Source organism: Pseudomonas sp. NFIX10, from assembly GCF_900111955.1.
Classification (GTDB): domain Bacteria; phylum Pseudomonadota; class Gammaproteobacteria; order Pseudomonadales; family Pseudomonadaceae; genus Aquipseudomonas; species Aquipseudomonas fluorescens_AA.
This window is the reverse complement of the sequence record NZ_FOKH01000032.1, coordinates 1-20,674: the sequence shown is the minus strand read 5'-3', so window position 1 is coordinate 20,674 and position 20,674 is coordinate 1. Positions and strand designations below refer to the sequence as shown.

Sequence of the window (20,674 nt, the reverse complement as noted above, 5' to 3'; positions counted from 1 at the left end):
GTTAGTAATCGACTCATTGCATTTTCTCTCTATGAATTTCTATATGGCGCTTGGGGGTGGTGATATTGATGTTGTCCAGGCCAAACACCTCGCCGCCTTGAGACAGATATTTCTTGTGATGCAGTTCATACCTGATACGTGCTCCAGCGTATTCAGTCCGTACAACAAAAGGTGCATTACCTTTCCTCATCTCTACACGGTTGGCTGAGCTGAATTGTTGAGCAATAATCGGATCGTTAGCAACTGCTTTCCAGAATGTCTTTCTAAAATTCTTGAAATTTCTAAATTTTTTTCCTCTCAACTGACGCGCGATTTGTAATGGAATGGGGGCTCCTTCACCTTCTGATGCAGCTTCCAGCCACACTCCTAACACTGGAGCGCCAACACCCCACGAAACCCCAGGATCTTCTCTCCGATCTCTGAACATAACGTACAGAGGCGGTAGACCTGAGTCGATTGGGAAAACAAAAACATAGTCATCAAAACTGCTTTCGGCGACCTCAGGAAATGAATCGATTCTTCCCACGATGGGCGTTACTGAGGCACCTGTATAAATAAGCGGCGAAGGTGATTCGGTGGGAAGTTTCGTGGAGACGTCACCGGGTTTAACAATAGGGATCCATGTCAAGGTTGTTGACGGCGCGTTTTCAATCGTGGCGGTGTAAATATTTTGCTGGGCATCATAGGTAGCCGCCATAACCCTGACTTTGGGAAGATTGGATAGGCCGTCGGCTTTGACCACGAGAAGTTCTGACTGGCCATCTGCTGCGTTTCTGGAACTTAGGCGCACAGGTAAGTCAATCGTCTTACCGGCAGCGGCTAGGGCGTGCAGATCGCGGTCTTGCAACGGCACCAAATCTGAAAGGGGTGTACTAAAGGCAAAACGCTCCGGTAACTCGCCGTTTGCCAACTTTGGCGAATAAACCAGCGCAGCAATCCCTACAAAAAAACCAGACGCGGTGCCCGCCAAAACATCTGCCAACGATGCAATTGCCAGTTGGATAGCTCTGCCCAAACCTGAAGCTGCGCCTTCAACCGCTGCAATCGTTCCGGCTGATGTAACGATCATCGGCTGGGTAGCAGCCACAGCTCCAGCTATATGGAACTGATTGGCTTTGGCAAGATCAGGTTCGCGGTTGAGGCGCCCCGCGTGCAACCCAGGCACGCGAGCTTGATGGTTAATCTCCTCCGTCAAAGCATCGATACGCTGTTTGGTAGGCGATTCAAGGAGACTAGTGTTGTGGGTTCTGGTGGGAAAATGGTCGAGCCTGATTCGTTCTTCTATGTTGCTTTTATGTTGAGGCGGATTTTCGTTGAATATTTCTTCAAGATCGTGCCGTATTTCCATAGGCAGGGCAGCGTCTTTGTGTCGGATCGTAGTTATGGAGGGAATCAGACTTTGCTGCACTGTGACAAGAGAAGGCGTGAGTCCCTGTTGGTTAGATAACGTATCGATGTGCTCCTGAAGATTCTTTCGTTTTTCAGCATCAAACGTTGTACGGGCAGAGGTCATTGCTTGTAATTTTTCATTCAGAATTCTGATTTCTTCGGTCAGGACCTTCGCTGTGTAAGCTGCGGTGATGGACCGTAACCATCTGTTGTAAACATCTGTTGATGGCTCTCTGCTCCCTTGAAGTATGTTTACGAAGTCAACTGCATTTTTCTTGATGCTTTTATGGAATGGATCTCTTGCAAAGAAAGTGGTGGCGGTGACCAAGCTGTTCTGCAGCTCGCTTCGTTTACGTGCGATGATCTGATCAATAACCTCTTTTTCAAGAGCGTGTATTCCCGCGGCTGCTCCGATAGCCGTGACTATTTCATGGTCAAGTTTTGCTTTCAGAATTCCTACGTAGGAATTGTAGGACTTTTCTAAATGATCTTGTTGGGTGGCGATGGTGACGACCACCGCCATAGTCAAGGATTCGGATTTAATATTTTTTTCTTGAAGAAATTCTGAATTTCTGCAATTTCTACGACTGTTCCACTCTATGGTAAGGGTCTCGAAATATAGCCGGGTGACTGCGTGGACAGAGGCGGATGCGATGATGGCAGCTCGGGTTTTATAATCGTTGGAGGCAGTTCAATTTGTAGAGGCGGTCCTTTGGGGTTCTGCATAAGCCTTCCTGGCATTGAAGTAGAGGTAGGGCTTAATAAATTAGTTTTGCTTGTTCCGAGGGACAACCTTAAAAGTTCGTCGGAAAATTCTTGGTGATTGTCAGAACGTCCTACGCTTCAGTGGTTTTTTCTTGTAGTTCTTTTCTTCATCCCTACTTGAGCAATTCGTTTAAGGGAGGGAAAAGTTTGCGGTGGATGTCTGACAGACGTGCCGATTTTTCCGACAATCTTTTAGGGTTGCCGTTAGGACGTCGCATCCTTAGCCTGTTGTAGTCGCTGCGCATCCAGCGACCGGGACTGCAAGCCCGCCGAATTTGTTAGGCGCCTAGCCGCGCCCCTATAATCCATGGCGACTTTTGGATGCCATCGTTTTATGGTGGCTGTGTGCGGGAGACCTTCGGGTCTGCCGAGGTTGCCTAACGACTCGGTCTTGCAGACCCGCATACAGCTGCCACCTATCATCTGCAAGTGATGCTGGCGGCTCTCATTTTCGTTAGGAGTACTACCATGATCAAAGAAACACCTAATCCCCCTGCGTCTGGATCCACCTGCCCCTACAACGACCCCGATCCGGAAAAGCTCCAAGAGGCCGCAGACCGAGCCCTCGATTTCCATCTGGGCACAAATTCCGATCCCAAACCAAAGCCCACATCCAAATCCACACAGATTTTCACCGTCATCGATACCATCGACACCGAGTGCCTATTGGCGAACCTCAGTGAAACCCTGGCCTCGGCCAATGCCATGCTCGGTGACCTGACGTTCGACCTGAACGGCTCGCGGCGGCATGTCGTGCTTGGCGTGGTGCAGATGATTGAACTGAGTGAGCTGTTGGTCAATCGAGCGTTGGATATCGTCGATCCGCGTTAACCTGCCGCCTCGGTTCATTAGGCTTTTTTGGGGTTGCTACGCAACCCAACGGGGATAAATCCCCTCGCCACAGGTTGGCGTCAGGCCTTGGGTGAACAAAAAGCCCACCTTCTGGTGGGCTTTTTGTTCAGCGTTCAAGCACGATCAGAACAGCCGGGTCTTGGGCGCCTCTTCCTTCACCGGCTCGTTCTTGCCCGTCTCGGCATTCCAACCACCGCCCAGTGCCTTGTACAAATTGACCTCGCTGGTCAGTTGCGCAAGGCGGTCAGTGATCAGCGACTGTTGCGCGCTGAACAACTGGCGCTGGGCATCAAGGAAGGTCAGGTTGCTGTCGACGCCGATGCGGTAGCGCCGCTCGGCCAGGCGGTAGTAGTCCTGGTTGGCGGCGACGAAATCGGTCTGGGCCTGCAACTGTTCGTTGTAGGTCTGGCGCGCGGCCAGGCCGTCGGAGACTTCCTGGAACGCGGTTTGAATCGACTTCTCGTAATTGGCGACATTGATGTCTTTCTGGATCTTGGCGTAGTCCAGGCTTGCCCGCAGGCTGCCGGCGTTGAAGATCGGCAGGTTGATTTGCGGTGCGAAGGACCAGGTGCCCGAACCGCCCTCGAATAGGCCGGACAGGTCCGGGCTCAAGGTGCCGGCGTTGGCCGTCAGGCTGATGCTCGGGAAGAACGCGGCCCGCGCGGCGCCAATGCTGGCGTTGGCGGCCAGCAGGTTGCGTTCGGCCTGGAGGATGTCCGGACGACGTTGCAGCAGGTCCGACGGCAACCCGGCCGGCACTTCGCTGAGCAGGTCATCGCTCAACGGTTGCGGGTTCAGGTTGGCCGGCAGGCCGGTGCCCAGCAGTAGGGTCAGGCTGTTTTCGTCCTGGGCGACCTGGCGAGTGTAGCGGGCCAGTTGCACACGGGCGTTTTCCACAGCGGTACGCGCCTGGCTCAGGTCCAGGGCCGAGGCCACGCCGACTTCGGCGCTGCGCGAGGTCAGCTTGAAGCTTTGCTCATAGGCCCCGAGGGTGTCCTGGGTCAGCTTGAGCAGTTCCTTGTCGGCCTGCCAGGTCAGGTAGGCATTGGCGACGTTGGCCACCAGGCTGATCTGGGTGCTGCGGCGGGCTTCTTCGGTGGCGAAGTAGCTTTGCAACGCTTGCTCGCTCAGGCTACGGACCCGACCGAACAGGTCCAGTTCATAGGCGCTGATGCCCAGGGTGGCCGAGTAGGAACTGCTGATGGACGCTTCACCGCTTTGCGAAGCCCGGGCCGGCAGGCGCTGGCGGCTGCCGGAACCGGTGGCCGAGACCGCCGGGAACAGATCAGCGCGCTGGATGCGGTATTGCGCGGCGTAGGCATCGATGTTCAGCGCCGCGACGCGCAGGTCGCGGTTGTTTTCCAGGGCGACCTGGATTAGCTGTTGCAACGCCGGGTCATGGAAAAACTGCTTCCAGCCTTGCTCGGCGGCGGCTTGGCCGGGCGCCTTGGCTGCCTCGTAGGCCGGCCCTTGCGGGTACTGCGCCGCGACCGGTGCTTCGGGCCGCTGATAGTCGGGGATCAGCGAGCAACCGCTGAGCACGACGGCGGCGATGGTCAGGGAGAGGAGCGACTTGCTCATTGGCCAGCCTCTTTAGAAGTTTCAGGAGTATCGTCCTGGTCCGCATTTTTGCGGCGACCTATCGACGACACGGTCACGAAGAACAAGGGCACCCAGAAAATCGCCAGGATGGTAGCGGTCAACATGCCGCCGATCACACCGGTACCAATGGCGTGCTGGCTGCCCGAGCCGGCGCCGGTGGAAATCGCCAGCGGGACCACGCCGAGGACGAATGCCAGCGAGGTCATGATAATCGGCCGCAGACGCATCCTACAGGCTTCGATGGCGGCTTCCACCAGCGTTCGCCCTTGTTCGTGGAGTTCCTTGGCGAATTCCACGATCAGAATGGCGTTTTTCGCCGCCAGGCCGATGGTTGTCAACAGGCCCACCTGGAAGTACACATCGTTGGACAGGCCGCGCAAGCTGGTGGCCATCAAGGCACCGATGATCCCCAGTGGCACCACGAGCATGACCGCGATCGGAATCGACCAGCTTTCATACAGCGCCGCCAGGCACAGGAACACCATCAGCAGCGACAAGGCATACAACGCTGGCGCCTGGGAACCCGACAGGCGTTCCTCATAGGACAGGCCCGTCCAGGAAATACCCACGCCGGCCGGCAGCTTCTTGGCGATGGCTTCGACTTCGGCCATGGCTTCACCGGTGGAATAACCCGGTGCCGGAGTACCGAGGATCTCCATCGCTTCCACGCCGTTGTAACGCGCCAGTTTCGGCGAGCCATAGACCCACTCGCCCTTGGCGAACGCAGAGAACGGCACCATGGTCCCGGCGCTGTTGCGCACGTACCACTTCTTCAGGTCCTCGGGGCTCATGCGCGAGTTCGGCTGGCCCTGGACGTACACCCGCTTCACCCGGCCACGGTCGATGAAGTCGTTCACGTAGTTACTGCCCAGTGCAATCGACAGGGTGTTGTTGATCTCCGAGAGCGTGATGCCCAGCGCGCTGGCCTTCTCGTCATCGATTTCCAACTGGTATTGCGGTTCATCGTTCAGACCGTTCGGACGTACCTGGGCCAGCACCTTGCTCTGGGACGCCATGCCGAGGAACTGGTTACGGGCTTCCATCAGCTTGTCGTGGCCGATGCCGGCACGATCCTGCAGGAACACGTCGAAACCGGTGGCGTTACCCAGTTCCATCACCGCCGGCGGGGCGAAGGCGAACACCATGGCGTCGCGGAAGGTGAAGAAGTGTTGCTGGGCGCGGCCGGCGATCTTGAACACGGTGTTGTCAGCGTTACGCTCTTCCCACGGCTTGAGCATGATGAACGCCAGGCCCGAGCTTTGGCCGCGACCGGCGAAGTTGAAGCCGGTCACGGTGAATACCGAGGCCACACCGTCGCCCTCGCCACCGTCCTTGCTGGGGCGCAGCAGGAACTCGCGCATGTTGTCCACCACCACCTGGGTGCGCTCGGCACTGGAACCGGCCGGTGTCTGTACTTGGGCAAACAACACGCCCTGGTCTTCTTCCGGCAGGAACGCCGTGGGGATGCGGGTGAACAGCCAGACCATGCCGACCACGATGATCACGTAGGCCAGCAGGTACGGGGCCTTGTGCTTGAGCATGTTGCCCACGCCACGTTCGTAGCTCTTGACGCCACGGTCGAAGCTGCGGTTGAACCAGCCGAAGAAGCCGCGTTTCGGCGTACCGTGCTCGCCTTTCGGAATGGCCTTGAGCATGGTGGAGCACAGGGCAGGGGTGAAGATCAGTGCCACCAGTACCGACAGGGCCATGGCCGAGACGATGGTGATGGAGAACTGCTTGTAGATCACACCGGTGGAACCGCCGAAGAACGCCATTGGCAGCAGTACCGCCGAGAGCACCAGGGCGATGCCCACCAGGGCCCCCTGGATCTGCCCCATGGATTTCTTGGTGGCTTCCTTGGGCGACAGGCCTTCTTCGCTCATCACCCGTTCGACGTTTTCCACCACGACGATGGCGTCGTCCACCAGCAAGCCGATGGCCAGCACCATGCCGAACATGGTCAGGGTATTGATGCTGAAACCGAATGCCGCGAGGATCCCGAAGGTGCCCAGCAGTACCACCGGCACGGTCATCGTGGTGATGATGGTGGCGCGGAAGTTCTGCAGGAACAGGAACATCACCAGGAACACCAGCACGACCGCTTCGACCAGGGTCTCGACCACGCCCTTGATCGACTCGCTCACCACCGGGGTGGTGTCGTACGGGAACACCACTTCCAGGCCTTGCGGGAAGAAAGGCTTGAGGTCGTCGACGGTCTTGCGCAGGGCCTTGGCCGTGTCGAGGGCGTTGGCGCCGGTGGCGAGCCTCACCGCCAGGCCGGAAGCCGGGGCACCGTTGAACTGGGCGTTGATGCTGTAGTTTTCACCGCCGAGGGCGACATCCGCCACATCGCCGACACGCACTTGCGAGCCGTCCGGATTGACCTTGAGCAAGATGGCCTTGAACTGCTCGGCGGTCTGCAGACGGGTCTTGCCGATGATGGTGGCGTTCAGTTGCTGGCCGGGCACGGCAGGCAGGCCGCCGAGCTGGCCGGAAGCGATCTGGACGTTCTGCGCTGAAATGGCCGTGCTCACGTCCACCGGGGTCAGGTTGAAGTTGTTCAACTTGGCCGGGTCGAGCCAGATCCGCATGGCGTACTGGGCGCCGAAGACCTGGAAGTCACCGACACCGGCGGTGCGCGAAATCGGGTCCTGCATGTTGGACACGATGTAGTTGGACAGGTCTTCCCGAGTCATGCTGCCGTCACGCGACACCACGCCGATCACCATCAGGAAGTTTCGCACTGACTTGGTGACACGGATGCCCTGTTGCTGCACTTCTTGCGGCAGCAATGGGGTGGCCAGGTTCAGCTTGTTCTGGACCTGGACCTGGGCGGTATCGGAGTTGGTGCCCTGCTCGAAGGTCGCGGTGATGGTCATGCTGCCGTCGGAGTTACTTTCCGAGGACACATAACGCAGGTTGTCGATACCGTTGAGTTGCTGCTCGATGACCTGCACCACGGTGTCTTGCACGGTTTGCGCGGACGCACCCGGGTAGGTCACCTGGATCGCAATGGCCGGCGGTGCGATGCTCGGGTACTGGTTGATCGGCAATGTGAGGATCGAAAGGGCCCCGACCAGCATGATCACCAGGGCGATCACCCAGGCGAAAATCGGACGGTCGATAAAAAATTTCGACATGGTTTACTCCCCTTTGCCGCCGGCGGCTTTATCAGCTGCCTGTGCGGGGGCCGGGTTCTTGGTGCCAACGTTGGTGGCTTCGGTGGCCTTGACTTCCACGCCTGGCCGTACGTACTGCAACCCTTCGGTGATCAGGCGATCGCCGGCCTTGAGCCCGTCTTCGATCAGCCACTGGCTGCCGACGGTGCGGCTGGCCTTGAGCTGGCGCAGCTCGACCTTGTTGTCCGCGCCCACCACCAGGGCGGTTGGGGTGCCCTTGAGGTCGCGGGTCACACCTTGCTGCGGTGCCAGGATCGCCGCGCTGTTCACACCGGCCTGCAATTGCGCGTGGACGAACATGCCCGGCAGCAGGGTGTGGTCAGGGTTGGGGAACACGGCGCGCAAGGTCACGGAGCCGGTGGTCTGGTCAACCGACACTTCAGAGAATTCCAACTTGCCTTCGTGCGGATACTGGCTGCCGTCTTCCAGGGTCAGCTTGACCATGGCCGCGTTCTCGCCGGCCTTTTGCAAACGGCCGCTTTCCAGTTCGCGGCGCAGTTGCAGCAGCTCGACCGAGCTCTGCGTCACGTCGACATAGATCGGGTCCAGTTGCTGAATGGTTGCCAGGGCATCAGTCTGGCCGTTGCTCACCAGCGCACCCTCGGTGACCGAGGAGCGGCCGATGCGACCGGAAATCGGTGCGTAGACCTTGGTGTAGCGCACGTTGATCTGGGCGGTTTGCAGGTTGGCTTCCGATTCCAGGCGATTGGCCACGGCGGTATCGTATTCCTGACGGCTCACCGCCTGTTCATCCACCAACTGCTTGTAGCGGTCGGCAATCGACTTGGTGGAGCGCAGGTTGGCCTCGGCGCTCTTGAGGGTCGCTTCGTAGACCGCAGGGTCGATCTGGTACAGCTGCTGGCCGGCCTTGACGTCGGCGCCTTCCTTGAACAGGCGCTTGAGAATGATGCCGTTGACCTGTGGCCGTACTTCGGCGACGCGGAACGCGCTGGTGCGGCCCGGCAGTTCCGAGGTCAAGGTGAAGGGCTGGGTCTTGAGGGTTACGACGCCGACCTGAGGAGGGGGCGCTGCCGGGGCAGCCTCTTCCTTTTTGCATCCGCTGAGCAGCGATGCCAGGGCGATGGCGGTAACCAGAGCAGTAACAGCTGGCTTAAATTGCATGGAAATCCTCGGGTCCAGGCGCGCAAGGGGCGCACTCGAAGGTGGAAGGTAAAAAACAGCAGTAATTCAATTAGTAGGATGCTAAGAAATATACTTACGTACACGGTTGTTTGTAAACAGCCAAATTGCGTAATATCCGGATTTACAAAAGCCTGACAAAGGGCACGGGTAGATCGGGGGCGCGCTTCAAGCGACGTCGCCCCATATTCTGTTCTGCTGATTCTTACGCATTGCTGACGCAATCCTGATTGAGGTGTTTACTGCCATGGTCCGTCGTACCAAAGAGGAAGCCCAGGAGACTCGCAGCCAGATAGTCGAAGCGGCCGAAAAGGCGTTCTTCGAGCGAGGCGTGGCCCGCACCACTCTGGCGGATATCGCGACGCTGGCCGGCGTGACGCGCGGTGCCATCTATTGGCATTTCAGCAACAAGGCGGACCTGCTCCAGGCCATGCTCGATACCTTGCATGAGCCGCTCGATGACTTGGCCCGCGCCAGTGAGAATGAAGAGGAGCTTGACCCGCTGGGCTGTACGCGCAAGCTGCTGGTGCAATTGTTTCAACAAGTTGCCCTGGACCCGAAGACCCGACGCATTAATGAGATTCTGTTCCATAAGTGTGAATTCACCGATGAAATGTGCGACCTGCGCCAGCAGCGGCGCCAAGTCAGTCTCGACTGTAATGTGCGTATTGCCTTGTCGTTGCGCAATGCGATGAATCGCGGCCAGCTACCGGCGGACCTGGAGCCGGAAAGGGCGGCGATTGCCCTGCATGCCTATGTCGACGGTATTCTTTATCAGTGGCTGCTGGCCCCCGATAGCTTCCCCCTGGCCGGTGAGGCTGAGCGCTGGGTGGATATCGGGCTGGACATGCTGCGCCTGAGCCCTAGCCTGCGCAAATGAAACAAAATGAGTAATTGCTTCAGCTTGTTTCGTGACAAGTGTTCAAAATAGCTTTTATAAACTGAATGCTGTCGTGGTTGAAAGGCAATCATGAACAAATTTTGTAGGGGATTTGTTTCGTGACCGGCAGTGACTCCGTCGGCTCCCGATCCCACGGAGTCAGCTTGCGGGAGAACCGCAGGCTCATGTCAACGTCTTGGCGGGGCCGCAGGCTCACCGACCTGGTTCGATAATGAGGCGAACGGTGTAATTGAAGGGTGGCTCAAGCATCTTCCGGGAAATTTCCGAGCGGCACGTGTATTCGCCATTGCCGGTGTAAGTCGTGTTGCTCTTCCACGTCGGCTTATAGCTGGGTTCCAAAGCGCCAGGCACGATGGAGACTTGCAAGCGGGTGTGCATTTGACATTCAAAGTTGAAATGGCTCATTTCATAATTAAGGACCAGTTCGACAGGTTTGACTTTTTTTAATGTCGGGCGCCAGCCAGGTCCGGGATAGGTGTAATCCCTGAAGTGCTCGATATGGAATCTATAAGTTGATTTCGGATCGATGTCATGGGCGCTCAAGGAAAAATCCTCGGCCTGGGGTGGGTCGGTTAGCAGGTTGTTCATTTTCATTGTGCCGCGGGTGTTGTTGGCAATCTCCACGGTTACTTCGGTATTGGCCTGGCTGTGGGCAACCATGGCGGGGCCCAGCAGGAGGGCGATAATGAAGTTTTTCAGGATGTTCATGGTGAGGCATCTCTCATAAATACACGGCTCGCTGGCGTTCGCCTGCAAACTGATGGTGTTTGGTTAGTTGGTGTTGCCGGAGTGTTCAAGTTCTTAGTATGGGGTTGAATGAGCTGTAAGTTTCAATCCTTTGTTTAAGTGAGTGGTGCGTTCGAGCGTTATTATTAGCGCCGTTGCGTGATTGAATCCATGCCAGATGAAAGTTGCCTTGTTATTTAATGTTGCTGTTCGCGATGACTGAGTGTGGTTGAAGTTCTGCAGGTATAAAAAAGCCCCGGCTCTTTCGAGTCGGGGCTTTTTTATAAAGCGGCTGGTGCGAGCTTACATCACGGGGTAATCAATGTACCCCACTGGGCCTTTCCCATAGAACGTTTCAGGATGCGGCTCGTTCAACGGCGCATTGGCCTTCAGGCGTGCCGGCAAGTCCGGGTTGGCAATGAACGGAACCCCGAAGGCGACCGCGTCAGCCTTGCCAGCTGCCAGCCAGGCGTTGGCGCTGTCCTTGGTGAAGCGTTCGTTGATGATGTACGGGCCGCCGAAGGCTTGCTTGAGTTGCGGACCGATGCTGTCATCGCCTTCCTTCTCACGGGAGCAGATGAAGGCGATGTCGCGCTTGCCCAGTTCACGGGCCACGTAGCTGAACGTCTCCAGACGGTTTTCGTCGCCCATGTCATGGGCGTCGGCCCGTGGTGCCAGGTGCACGCCCACTCGGCCGGCGCCCCAGACTTCAATGGCTGCGTCGGTCACTTCCAGCAACAGGCGGGCACGGTTTTCCAGGGAACCGCCGTACTGGTCGGTGCGCTGGTTGGTGCTGCTTTGCAGGAACTGGTCGAGCAGGTAGCCGTTGGCGCCATGGATTTCCACACCGTCGAAACCCGCGGCCTTGGCATTCTCGGCACCGACACGGTAGGCGTCGACAATGTCGGCGATTTCAGCGGTTTCCAGTGCGCGCGGCGTCGGGTAGTCGGCCAGCGGACGGACCAGGCTCACGTGGCCCTTGGGCTGGATCGCGCTGGGCGCCACCGGGGTTTCGCCATTGAGGTACGACGGATGGGAGATCCGGCCCACGTGCCACAGTTGCAGGAAGATCTTGCCGCCAGCGCCGTGGATCGCCTTGGTGATATTGGCCCAGCCGCGCACTTGGTCGTTGGACCAGATGCCCGGGGTGTCCGGGTAGCCCACGCCCATCGGCGTGACGGAAGTGGCTTCGCTGAGGATCAGGCCGGCGGAGGCGCGTTGCACGTAGTACTCGGCCATCAACGCGTTGGGGACGCGGCCTGCGTCGGCGCGGCAGCGGGTGAGTGGAGCCATGATGATGCGGTTCTTCAGCTCGATGTCGCCGAGTTTGATGGGGTCGAAAATAGTCGCCATGAAGATAAAACCTCGAAAGTGGAAGGATTAAAAGTCAATGAGTGGCCGGGGCCAGGTCGGCATTGCCGCCCTGGCGGAAAGTGATCAGGGTGACCAGCAGCGCCAGTACGGCCAGCGCGCCGGCGGCCAGGGGCACGGAGGTCAGGCCCAGGCCATGGTCGATGACGCTGCCGCCGACCCAGGCGCCCAGGGCGTTGCCGATATTGAAGGCGCCGATGTTCAGGGTGGACACCAGGTTGGGTGCATCTTTGCCAAAGGTCACCACGTTGACTTGCAGGGCCGGCACGGCAGCGAAGCAGGCGGTGGCCCAGAGGAACAGGGTGATTTCACTGGGGATCAGCGCCACGCTGGTCCAGCTCAGTACGGTGGACACCACGGCCATGGTGAGGAAGACGCCCATCAGGGTGTTCGCCAGGCTCTTGTCCGCCAGCTTGCCGCCGATGATGTTGCCCAGGGTCAGGCCCAGGCCGATCAGCACCAGGGTCCAGGTCACGCCACGGGGCGACACGCCGGTCACTTCGCCCAGCAACGGGGCGACGTAGGTGAACAGGGTGAACACCGAGGCGGAGAACAACGCGGTCATGCTCAGGGACAGCCACAGGCCGGCGCCTTTGAGCGCTACCAGTTCCGAGCGCATGTCGAGTTTCTCTTCATCGCGCTTGGCCGGCAGGAAGCGGATCAGGCCGATCAGGGCAATCACACCGATGACGGTCACGGCCCAGAAGGTCGAGCGCCAGCCGGCTTCCTGGCCCAGTGCGGTGCCCAGCGGTACGCCGAGCACGTTGGCCAGGGTCAGGCCGGTGAACATCAGGGCCACGGCCGAGGCGCGCTTGTTGGGCGCCACCAGTCCGGCGGCCACCACCGAACCGATACCGAAGAACGCGCCGTGGCACAGGGCGGTGACGACCCGGGCGAACATCAGCACGTTGTAGTCGCTAGCGATGGCGCAGAGCAGGTTGCCGACGATGAAAATCCCCATCAACACCACCAGGGCGGCCTTGCGGGGCAGCCGGGCGGTGGCCAGGGCCATGAACGGTGCACCGATGGCCACGCCCAGGGCGTAGCCGGTCACCAGCCAGCCGGCGCCGGGAATCGACACGCCCAGGTCGGCCGCCACATCGGGCAACAGGCCCATGATGACGAACTCGGTGGTGCCGATGGCGAAGGCGCTCAGGGCCAGGATCAGGAGTGAGAGGGGCATGATGGGTCCTTGTCGGGTCAGAGCTCTTGGCTCATTTGCTTAAGGAACTGCTGGATCACTTCCTCGTTGCGTTTGAAGAAGTGCCATTGACCGACCTTCTGGCTGGTGATCAGCCCCGCCCGTTGCAACACCGCCAAGTGCGCAGACACCGTGGATTGCGACAGGCCGCAACGCTGGTCGATCTGCCCGGCGCAAATGCCGAACTCGTGGTTGTGCAACTGCTCGGGGAACTGGACCTTGGGGTCTTTGAGCCAGTTGAGGATGTCTCGCCGTACTGGGTGCGCCAGGGCTTTTATTATTTCGTCGAGGTCGAGGGTCATGGGTGGCAAGCTCAGGGTGAGTAAAACGCTATATCGCGATAGAGCGAACCTTAAATCGTTATTTCGCGATACACCAATATGGATTTGATCTGAATGCCGAACAAATCGCTATATCGGGTTATAACGATATGGGCGCAGGGGTGCTAAGCTGCGGGCCATGAATTATCTCGCGCACCTGCACCTCGGCGGCCCTGGCCGGGAACAACTGCTCGGCAGCCTCTACGGCGACTTCGTCAAAGGGCCGTTGCAAGGGCAGTACGATCCGCAGATCGAAGCGGCGATTGCCCTGCATCGGCGCATCGACATGTACACCGACCGCCATCCCTTGGTGGACATTGCCCTGTCGCGTTTTTCCACGGTGCGACGGCGCTATGCCGGGATCGTGCTCGACGTGTTTTTCGACCACTGCCTGGCCCGGGACTGGGCGTTGTACGGCGAAGGACCGCTGGTGGATTTCACGTCCCGTGTCTACCAGGTACTGCGCACCGAACCGCAGTTGCCAGGGCGCCTGGCACAGATCGCGCCGTATATGGCGGCGGATGACTGGCTGGGGTCTTATCGGGAATTCGACGTGCTGGGTCAGGTACTGCGCGGCATTTCCCGCCGCCTGTCCCGACCCGAGGAACTGGCCGGGGCGATGGCGGAGTTGATCGAGCTTTATGAGCCGCTGAGCGAAGACTTCGGCTTGTTCTACCCTCAGCTTCAGGATTTTGCCCAAAACCAAGTCACGCCGCAGATCTAATTGTGGGAGCGAGCTTGCTCGCGATAGCGGTCTATCAGCCAGCTCATTTGCTGAATATTAAGCCGCTATCGCGAGCAAGCTCGCTCCCACAAGGGATCTCCACAAGATCCGGTTCAAGCCGCGATGGCAGGCCGCATCGGCGCTTGCTGTTTCTCGGGAATCGTCCCGAACAACGCCTTGTGCACCGCCTGTTGCGCCTGGAATGCCAGGGCCGCGCGTTCCTGGCCGTGGCAGGCGATGGGTTGCAGCAGGTGAATATGCACGTCGCCCCGATCATGGGCGAACAGGCGCATCAGGTGCGACAGCAGATCATCATCGCCAATGAACGGTGCCAACGAATCCGGCTCACCGTTGCGCAGGTAACGGATCGCCACCGGCTGCAATGCGACATCGGCATCGATGGCCGCCGACAACAAGCGACCGTGGAAGGTACGCAGGGATCGGCCATCGGTGGTGGTGCCTTCCGGGAACATCAGCAGCGGATGGGCCTGTTCCAGGTGGCGGCTCATTTGTTTGCGGATCAGTTGGCTGTCACCCGACCCGCGCCGGATAAACAGGCTACCGGCCTTGGCGGCCAGCCATCCGGCCACCGGCCAGGTGCGCACTTCGGCCTTGGACAGGAATGACATCGGCGTGAGCATGCCCAGCAACGGGATGTCGGTCCAGGACACATGGTTACTGACCCACAGCATCGGCCGTTGCGGCAGTTGACCATGGACGGTGACTGAAAAGGGCAGGGCGTGGCTCAGCCGCGCCATGAAGAACCGCGACCAGCGCTGGCGGCGGACCATGGAGTTGGCAACCCCCAGGCGTTCGAACAGGCCGAACACGCTGGCCATGCTCAGGCCCAGGGTCACCACCAGCAAGACTCGCGCGATACGCGCGTACACCCGTAACCGGCTCATTACACGGCTGCCTTGAAGTGGCGGGCGTAGCGCGGGCAGAGTTCGTCGCGCTTGAGCAGGATGAACACATCGGCCACCTGGAAGTCCTCGTCCCAGCACGGCTCGCCGCAAATCTTCGCGCCCAGGCGCATGTAGGCCTTGAGCAGCGGTGGCATTTCGGCGATCACGTTGGACGGCACGTCCAGGGTCGGCAATGGTTTTTTCGGCACGGCTTGCAGGTGTTCGGTGCACAGGTAGCGTTCGCGCAGGCGCTGCATGATTGCCTGGGCCTGGATGCCGCCATCCTGCATCGGAATGCTCGCGCAGCCCATCAGGTAGCTGTAGCCGCCTTCGTTCAAGACTTCGGCCAGTTCGCCCCAGAGCACCGCGATGGTGCCGCCGTTGCGGTAGGCTGGGTCGACGCAGGTACGGCCGATTTCCAGGATCGGGCCCTTGAGATGGACCAGGCCGTGGAGGCTGAATTCTTCTTCGCTGTAGAACCGGCCCAGGCTGCTGGCGGCCTGGTGGTCGAGCAGGCGCGTGGTCGCCACGAGGCGGCCAGTGTTCAGGTCGCGTACGCCGATGTGGGCGCAGTGAACATCATAGTCATCCATGTCCAGACCCACTTCCGCGCCTTTGAGCTTGGCGTTGAATTCGCCGCTGAAGACGTTGAAGCGCAGGGCCTGGGCTTCTTGCAAGGCGTGGGCGCCGATCAGGCGTTCGGCTTGCAGGCGGCGTTCATTGCCGGTGTCGCTGATGCGGGCGATCTGGGTCATAGCGAATCTCCGTGCGGGCTGTTCAGTTGCAGCCTGTCGACTTTCTTTATGCAGCCATGTTGTGCAAAGTCAGGCTATGTAGCCCCGGTGTCATCGCCATGAAGCTTTGGTGATGCTTATATGACAGCCTTCAAGGAGCCCCTCTCATGCCCTGGCACACCCTGATCGAACGTGGCGAGCGCCTGCCCACTTATCCGAACCTGGCTGAAGGTTATGCCGCGTTGCTGCAACGCCTGGGGCCGGTGACGCCGTTCGAGTTGGCCGTGGTCGGGGCTCGGTCGATGGCCACGCCGGGGCTGGCGTTCCTGGTGGGGTACCAGGCGGCGCTGCGGGTGCTTTGGCCGAGCGCGCCCCAGAGCCTTGGCGCCCTGTGCGCCACCGAACAACGCAGCCTGCGTCCGGCGGACATGCAAACCCGCCTCGACGACTTGCGCCTGAGCGGGCGCAAGGATTTCGTCACCGCTGGCGACGCCGCCGAGTGGCTATTGATTGCCGCTCGCAGCGAAGCGCCCGGCGAAACGCCACGGCTGAACCTGGCCGTGGCCTATGCGGGCGAGCCCGGCGTGACCTTGGAAAAACTCCCCGCCATGGGCCTGATGCCGGACATCAGCCATGGCCGCGTGCGGCTCGAAGGCGCGCTGTGCGAGTTGCTGGCCGGTGATGGCTGGGACGCCTACGTCAAACCGTTCCGCACCCTGGAAGACCTCTATGTTCTCAGCGCGATGACGGCCTGGTTGTATGGCGTCGGGCAGGAATGTGCCTGGCCTCAGGTGTTGCAACTGCGCCTGCTGGCGTTGCTGGCCGGCTGCGCGGAGGTGAGTCGCCACAACCCTTCCAGCCCTGCCGGGCATGTGCTGCTGGGCGGGTTGTTCGCCCAGTTCCAAGGGCTCGACGGCGAACTCGACGCTGCCCTGGCTGCCGGGCCCGCGGCCTGGCGCGAGATGTGGACGCGGGATAAAAGTGTGATGGACCTTGCGGCGGGGGCCCGGGCCAAGCGGTTGGCCAAGGCGTTGGGATAGCCCTCCAGACGACCATCCCTTGTGGGAGCGAGCTTGCTCGCGATGGCGGCGTGTCAGCCAACATCACTGTTGCTGATCCGGCGCTATCGCGAGCAAGCTCGCTCCCACAGGGGGCATACAAACTCAAATTGTCATCAAGTCTGCATAGGCTCTGAAGGTTAAACCCTGCGAGCCCCAAGCATGTCCAAAGGCTGGTTCCTGATCCCGCTGCTGATACTCAACCTGAGCGTCCAGGCCGAAGACTGGCCCGGCGAGCAATGGCCAAGCGGCCCGACCCCGAGCGGGCCGGCCATCGAAGCCTTGGAACACTACGCCTTCCCGCTCCGGGACGATGCCAGCCGTGAGGGCATCCGCACCGATGCGCTGCTGGTGATCCAGGACGGTCGACTGGTCTATGAACGCTACGCCGGACCGACCACCGCCCAGACCCCACACCTGACCTGGTCCATCAGCAAAAGCCTGCTGGCGACGGTGTTCGGCGTGGCCTACGGTGAACAGCGCTTTGCCCTGGACGATCCGGCAGCCAAGTACTACCCACCCTTGAACCGGCATCCGGGCCTGACCCTGGCCGATCTTTTCCACTGGGCGTCTGGCCTGGACTGGCAGGAGGACTACGAATACGCGCCGCTCAAGTCCTCGGTGGTGGCGATGCTCTATACCCGCGGGCGTCATGACATGGCGGCGTTTACCGCGCGGCATGAAAGCTTCAGCCCCCCGGGGCAGGCGTTTCGTTATTCCAGCGGTGACAGCAACCTGTTGGCGGCGGCCCTGAAAAACATCGTCGGTGCGGCACGTTATCCCGATTATCCCTGGACGGCCCTGTTCGAGCCCCTGGGCATCCGCCACGCGACTTGGGAAACCGACGCCAGCGGCACGTTCGTGGGATCGTCCTATGCCTACCTCACGGCGCGGGACCTGGCGCGTGTCGGGTTGTTGATGCAACGGGACGGCCGCTGGGGCGAACGGCAACTGATCCCCAAGGATTGGGTCGCGTTCAGCCGCGAACCGTTCGTGCACTTCCAGGCCGGCCAGGACGAAGCCGTGCCGGGCGGGCACTGGTGGCTCAACCGCGGCGCCGATCCGGGGCTCCACCCCTGGCCCGATGCGCCGCCGGATACCTTCGCCGCACTGGGCCATTGGGGCCAGGCGCTGTACGTCATCCCCAGCGCCAGACTGGTGATCGTGCGCTACGGCGACGACCGCGACGGGAGCTATCGCCATAACGAACTGCTCAAGCGTGCCATGGCGGCGTTCGTCGGGAAGGGGCAGCCATGAGGCGCAAAATCTTGCTGACCTTGCTGTCGGCGCTACTTATTGCCCTGTTCAGTTGGGTCTGGCTGGAGCGGGTGGCATTGCGGGCCTTCCCCGACATCATCAGTGCCTACACCGCCAAGGAATACTGCTCATGCCGCTATGTGATGCAGCAACCGGTCGAGTATTGTCGGGGTTATGTGAAGCAGTCAGTGCCCACCCGCGATTTTCTCGAAACCCCTGAAGCCAAGCGCGTCACCGTCAGTGGATTGGGGCGCAGCCACAGTGCGCAATGGTTGGGGGAGCGGCAGGGGTGTCGGCTGGAGCCTTGAGATTGGCCTGCAACGACCGCTGTTGTGGCGAGCAGGTACAGTTGTTGAAACAGACTGTTTGCAAGCGCCCTCGGCCCGGTTAAGGTTCGCCACAGGTTTATCTGCCCCCCGAGTGTGTATGTTCAAGCGGTTTTCCCCTCACGCGGTCGCCAGCTTGCTGCTGGCCTGCGCAGCGCTGCCGGCCCAGGCCGACTGGTACCTGGACGGCGAGTCGTCGCGGTTGTCGTTTATCAGCAGCAAAAACGGCAACGTTTCCGAGGTCCAGCGTTTCCTGGTGCTGCACGGCCAAGTCCAGCCCGACGGCTTGGCGCGCCTGGAAGTGGAGCTGGAATCCATCAACAGCGGCATTCCCCTGCGGGACGAGCGCATGCGCGCCGAGTTGTTCCAGATCAAGCAATTCGCCGAAGCCACCGTTACCGCCAAGATCGACCTGGCGCCGATCCAGGACCTGGCCAACGGCGCGCAGTTGGAGTTGCGCCTGCCGCTGACGGTGAACCTGCACGGCAAGCAGCATGAGTACCCCGTCGAACTGCTGGCGACGCGCCTGGATGAACGCCGCTTCCAAGTGGTGACCTTGGAGCCGGTGGTGCTCAACGCGGCGGATTTCGATCTGGCGCCGGGCCTGGAAAAGCTGCGCCACCTGGCCGGGCTGTCGGCCATCAGTCTGTCGGTGCCGGTGAATGCGGTGCTGATCTTCACGGCGCGCTGACATGAGCGGCCCGGTCTTTCCCTGGCGTGAAGGCAATCGCTTCGAGCTGTTGATCGACGGCCCACAGTTCTTCCCACGCATGCTGGTGGAAATCGCCCGTGCCCAGGAGCAGGTCGAGCTGGAGCTGTATCTGGTGGAGGCGGGGGCCTGCGCCGAGGCGATGGTCCAGGCACTGGTGCAGGCCGCCGAGCGGGGCGTTCGCGTGCGCTGCCTGTTCGATGACTATGGCAGCCTGGCGTTTACCCTGGCCCTGCGTAAACGCCTGACCGAGGCCGGGGTGGAGTTGCGTTTCTACAATCGCCTGAGCTGGCGCCGCTGGGTGCGCAACCTTTATCGGGATCACCGCAAGCTGCTCTTGGTGGACCAACGCCTGGCCGTGGTCGGTGGCACCGGGGTGACCGATGAATTCTGGAACCCTCTCGACGACCACAGTGACTGGCATGAGGTGATGGTGGAAATCGTCGGCCCGCTGGTGCTCGACTGGCAGTTGCTGTTCGACCGCCAATGGCTCGCCAACCGACATCGTCGAGCCTGGAAACCGGCGTCCAACTTCGGCCTGCCGCGCCTGCCCCGCGTCCCGCCAGCGGGCGAGGGCATGGGCCGGGTGGCGTATGCCGACGCCCGCCAGCACCGCGACATCCTGCAGTCGCTGTCCCGGGCATTGAACAGCGGCCAGAAGCGCATCTGGATGGCGACGCCGTATTTCCTGCCGACCTGGAACGTGCGCCGCTCCTTGCGCAAGGCCGCCGCCCGGGGCATCGACGTGCGCCTGCTGCTGACCGGCCCGCGCACGGATCACCCGTCCGTGCGCTACGCCGGGCACCGTTACTACCCGCGATTGCTCAGGGCCGGCGTGCAGATTTTCGAGTACCAGCCGTGTTTCCTGCACCTGAAGATGGTGTTGGTGGATGATTGGGTCAGCATCGGCTCCTGCAATTTCGATCACTGGAACCTGCGCTTCAACCTGGAAGCCAATCTGGAAGCCTTGGATTCCAGGCTCAGCAGCGCCGTGGCGGCCAGTTTCGAACGGGATTTCGCCCAGAGCCTGCAAGTCAGCCTCGACGCCTGGCAGCGCCGACCGCTGTGGAAGCGGTTCAAGCAGCGGGTGTGGGGGTTGGTGGATCGGGTGGTGGTGAATCTGTTGGATCGGCGCGGTTAGCTCGAGCACCCAGATACAACTGTGGGAGATTCTATGGTGCAGGGCTACCCCCTAAATGCCTTTCGGTAAGTATTCGCTCTGATTCTTCAGCAGGGCGAATACCACTCGGGCAAGCTTGCGGGCCAGTGCTACTAATGCTTCGGTTGTGCTGAGTCCCCGGGCCCTTAGTGCCTCATAAAAACCCTTCCATGCCGCTGTGCGCCTCGCCGACATCGCGGCGTTATGCATCAATCGACGGGCCTCTGGGTCACCTCGCTTAGACAGGCAGCGGCGTCCCTTCTTTTTCCCTGAGTCCGATATACGCAGGTCTAGGCCCAGAAAAGCGATGAAGGCATCGGCATTTCTGAAATCCCCACGCTGAAACGACGTGAGCA

General features: G+C 60.3%; 19 protein-coding genes. 8 read left to right on the top strand and 11 right to left on the bottom strand.

What is annotated here, in order from left to right; translation table 11 throughout:
* Positions 1-13: 13 nt before the first annotated feature.
* On the bottom strand, positions 14-1,912 hold the full coding sequence (locus tag BM321_RS23785) for an S-type pyocin domain-containing protein (protein ID WP_092445147.1): 1,899 nt from the start codon (positions 1,910-1,912) through the stop codon (positions 14-16).
* Between the two features lie 710 nt (positions 1,913-2,622).
* Here BM321_RS23785 and BM321_RS23780 point away from each other — a divergent pair.
* A complete protein-coding gene (locus BM321_RS23780; RefSeq protein WP_092445145.1) occupies positions 2,623-2,985 on the top strand; it encodes a DUF6124 family protein in 363 nt (120 codons plus the stop codon).
* A 144-nt stretch (positions 2,986-3,129) separates the two neighbouring features.
* Here the strand turns inward: BM321_RS23780 and adeC are convergent, their stop codons facing one another.
* The 3 genes from adeC to BM321_RS23765 are packed head-to-tail and all read right to left on the bottom strand — an operon-like array spanning position 3,130 to position 8,909.
* Positions 3,130-4,587 (bottom strand): AdeC/AdeK/OprM family multidrug efflux complex outer membrane factor, encoded by a 1,458-nt coding sequence (adeC, locus tag BM321_RS23775; protein ID WP_092445143.1) that lies wholly within the window; start codon positions 4,585-4,587, stop codon positions 3,130-3,132.
* Positions 4,584-7,748 carry an efflux RND transporter permease subunit EmhB gene (emhB, locus tag BM321_RS23770; protein WP_092445141.1) on the bottom strand — a complete coding sequence of 1,055 codons (3,165 nt, stop codon included), beginning with the start codon at positions 7,746-7,748 and terminating at the stop codon, positions 4,584-4,586. The genes adeC and emhB overlap by 4 nt, the downstream gene beginning before the upstream one ends.
* Before the next feature lie 3 nt (positions 7,749-7,751).
* A complete protein-coding gene (locus tag BM321_RS23765) occupies positions 7,752-8,909 on the bottom strand; it encodes an efflux RND transporter periplasmic adaptor subunit (RefSeq protein WP_092445138.1) in 1,158 nt (385 codons plus the stop codon).
* Between the two features lie 265 nt (positions 8,910-9,174).
* On the opposite strand from BM321_RS23765, the gene BM321_RS23760 reads away from it, so the two are divergent.
* A complete protein-coding gene (locus tag BM321_RS23760) occupies positions 9,175-9,807 on the top strand; it encodes a TetR family transcriptional regulator (RefSeq protein ID WP_060738814.1) in 633 nt (210 codons plus the stop codon).
* A gap of 213 nt (positions 9,808-10,020) precedes the next feature.
* On the opposite strand, the gene BM321_RS23755 is transcribed toward BM321_RS23760, so the two are convergent.
* The 4 genes from BM321_RS23755 to BM321_RS23740 all read right to left on the bottom strand — a co-directional run bounded on the left by BM321_RS23755 (position 10,021) and on the right by BM321_RS23740 (position 13,428).
* Entirely contained in the window at positions 10,021-10,536 is a 516-nt protein-coding gene (locus BM321_RS23755) for a hypothetical protein (RefSeq protein ID WP_092445135.1), read from the bottom strand.
* Between the two features lie 321 nt (positions 10,537-10,857).
* A complete protein-coding gene (locus BM321_RS23750) occupies positions 10,858-11,907 on the bottom strand; it encodes an alkene reductase (RefSeq protein ID WP_092445133.1) in 1,050 nt (349 codons plus the stop codon).
* A gap of 34 nt (positions 11,908-11,941) precedes the next feature.
* Complete coding sequence (locus tag BM321_RS23745) at positions 11,942-13,108, bottom strand: MFS transporter (RefSeq protein WP_092445130.1); 1,167 nt, start codon at positions 13,106-13,108, stop codon at positions 11,942-11,944.
* Positions 13,109-13,125: 17 nt separating this feature from the next.
* A complete protein-coding gene (locus tag BM321_RS23740; RefSeq protein ID WP_003198672.1) occupies positions 13,126-13,428 on the bottom strand; it encodes an ArsR/SmtB family transcription factor in 303 nt (100 codons plus the stop codon).
* Between the two features lie 157 nt (positions 13,429-13,585).
* On the opposite strand from BM321_RS23740, the gene BM321_RS23735 reads away from it, so the two are divergent.
* Positions 13,586-14,170, top strand: a complete 585-nt coding sequence (locus BM321_RS23735; RefSeq protein ID WP_092255063.1) for an acyl carrier protein phosphodiesterase — start codon at positions 13,586-13,588, stop codon at positions 14,168-14,170.
* Between the two features lie 113 nt (positions 14,171-14,283).
* Here the strand turns inward: BM321_RS23735 and BM321_RS23730 are convergent, their stop codons facing one another.
* Positions 14,284-15,075 carry a lysophospholipid acyltransferase family protein gene (locus tag BM321_RS23730; protein ID WP_092445128.1) on the bottom strand — a complete coding sequence of 264 codons (792 nt, stop codon included), beginning with the start codon at positions 15,073-15,075 and terminating at the stop codon, positions 14,284-14,286.
* Positions 15,075-15,830, bottom strand: a complete 756-nt coding sequence (gene olsB, locus BM321_RS23725) for an L-ornithine N(alpha)-acyltransferase (RefSeq protein ID WP_092204386.1) — start codon at positions 15,828-15,830, stop codon at positions 15,075-15,077. Before olsB ends, BM321_RS23730 begins: the two co-directional genes overlap by 1 nt.
* Positions 15,831-15,976: 146 nt before the next feature.
* Between olsB and BM321_RS23720 the strand changes: the two genes are divergently transcribed.
* The 5 genes from BM321_RS23720 to BM321_RS23700 all read left to right on the top strand — a co-directional run bounded on the left by BM321_RS23720 (position 15,977) and on the right by BM321_RS23700 (position 20,300).
* The gene (locus BM321_RS23720; protein WP_092445125.1) at positions 15,977-16,849 is read left to right on the top strand and encodes an acyl-CoA dehydrogenase family protein; all 873 of its coding nucleotides are present in this window, start codon (positions 15,977-15,979) and stop codon (positions 16,847-16,849) included.
* A 180-nt stretch (positions 16,850-17,029) separates the two neighbouring features.
* A complete protein-coding gene (locus BM321_RS23715) occupies positions 17,030-18,124 on the top strand; it encodes a serine hydrolase domain-containing protein (protein WP_092445123.1) in 1,095 nt (364 codons plus the stop codon).
* The gene (locus tag BM321_RS23710; protein WP_092445121.1) at positions 18,121-18,432 is read left to right on the top strand and encodes an amidase; all 312 of its coding nucleotides are present in this window, start codon (positions 18,121-18,123) and stop codon (positions 18,430-18,432) included. The genes BM321_RS23715 and BM321_RS23710 overlap by 4 nt, the downstream gene beginning before the upstream one ends.
* Before the next feature lie 118 nt (positions 18,433-18,550).
* On the top strand, positions 18,551-19,141 hold the full coding sequence (locus BM321_RS23705) for a YceI family protein (protein ID WP_092445119.1): 591 nt from the start codon (positions 18,551-18,553) through the stop codon (positions 19,139-19,141).
* 1 nt (position 19,142) lies between these two features.
* Entirely contained in the window at positions 19,143-20,300 is a 1,158-nt protein-coding gene (locus BM321_RS23700) for a phospholipase D-like domain-containing protein (protein ID WP_092445117.1), read from the top strand.
* 51 nt (positions 20,301-20,351) lie between these two features.
* On the opposite strand, the gene BM321_RS23695 is transcribed toward BM321_RS23700, so the two are convergent.
* Positions 20,352-20,674, bottom strand: a 323-nt coding sequence (locus tag BM321_RS23695; RefSeq protein ID WP_139218366.1) for a transposase, incomplete at its 5' end; no start/stop codon positions are given.

Excerpts from the sequence above, each read along its gene's own strand:
- BM321_RS23785 (WP_092445147.1), bottom strand. The coding sequence starts at position 1,912 with ATGGCGGTGGTCGTCACCATCGCCACCCAACAAGATCATTTAGAAAAG.
- BM321_RS23780 (WP_092445145.1), top strand. The coding sequence starts at position 2,623 with ATGATCAAAGAAACACCTAATCCCCCTGCGTCTGGATCCACCTGCCCC.
- adeC (WP_092445143.1), bottom strand. The coding sequence starts at position 4,587 with ATGAGCAAGTCGCTCCTCTCCCTGACCATCGCCGCCGTCGTGCTCAGC.
- emhB (WP_092445141.1), bottom strand. The coding sequence starts at position 7,748 with ATGTCGAAATTTTTTATCGACCGTCCGATTTTCGCCTGGGTGATCGCC.
- BM321_RS23765 (WP_092445138.1), bottom strand. The coding sequence starts at position 8,909 with ATGCAATTTAAGCCAGCTGTTACTGCTCTGGTTACCGCCATCGCCCTG.
- BM321_RS23760 (WP_060738814.1), top strand. The coding sequence starts at position 9,175 with ATGGTCCGTCGTACCAAAGAGGAAGCCCAGGAGACTCGCAGCCAGATA.
- BM321_RS23755 (WP_092445135.1), bottom strand. The coding sequence starts at position 10,536 with ATGAACATCCTGAAAAACTTCATTATCGCCCTCCTGCTGGGCCCCGCC.
- BM321_RS23750 (WP_092445133.1), bottom strand. The coding sequence starts at position 11,907 with ATGGCGACTATTTTCGACCCCATCAAACTCGGCGACATCGAGCTGAAG.
- BM321_RS23745 (WP_092445130.1), bottom strand. The coding sequence starts at position 13,108 with ATGCCCCTCTCACTCCTGATCCTGGCCCTGAGCGCCTTCGCCATCGGC.
- BM321_RS23740 (WP_003198672.1), bottom strand. The coding sequence starts at position 13,428 with ATGACCCTCGACCTCGACGAAATAATAAAAGCCCTGGCGCACCCAGTA.
- BM321_RS23735 (WP_092255063.1), top strand. The coding sequence starts at position 13,586 with ATGAATTATCTCGCGCACCTGCACCTCGGCGGCCCTGGCCGGGAACAA.
- BM321_RS23730 (WP_092445128.1), bottom strand. The coding sequence starts at position 15,075 with ATGAGCCGGTTACGGGTGTACGCGCGTATCGCGCGAGTCTTGCTGGTG.
- olsB (WP_092204386.1), bottom strand. The coding sequence starts at position 15,830 with ATGACCCAGATCGCCCGCATCAGCGACACCGGCAATGAACGCCGCCTG.
- BM321_RS23720 (WP_092445125.1), top strand. The coding sequence starts at position 15,977 with ATGCCCTGGCACACCCTGATCGAACGTGGCGAGCGCCTGCCCACTTAT.
- BM321_RS23715 (WP_092445123.1), top strand. The coding sequence starts at position 17,030 with ATGTCCAAAGGCTGGTTCCTGATCCCGCTGCTGATACTCAACCTGAGC.
- BM321_RS23710 (WP_092445121.1), top strand. The coding sequence starts at position 18,121 with ATGAGGCGCAAAATCTTGCTGACCTTGCTGTCGGCGCTACTTATTGCC.
- BM321_RS23705 (WP_092445119.1), top strand. The coding sequence starts at position 18,551 with ATGTTCAAGCGGTTTTCCCCTCACGCGGTCGCCAGCTTGCTGCTGGCC.
- BM321_RS23700 (WP_092445117.1), top strand. The coding sequence starts at position 19,143 with ATGAGCGGCCCGGTCTTTCCCTGGCGTGAAGGCAATCGCTTCGAGCTG.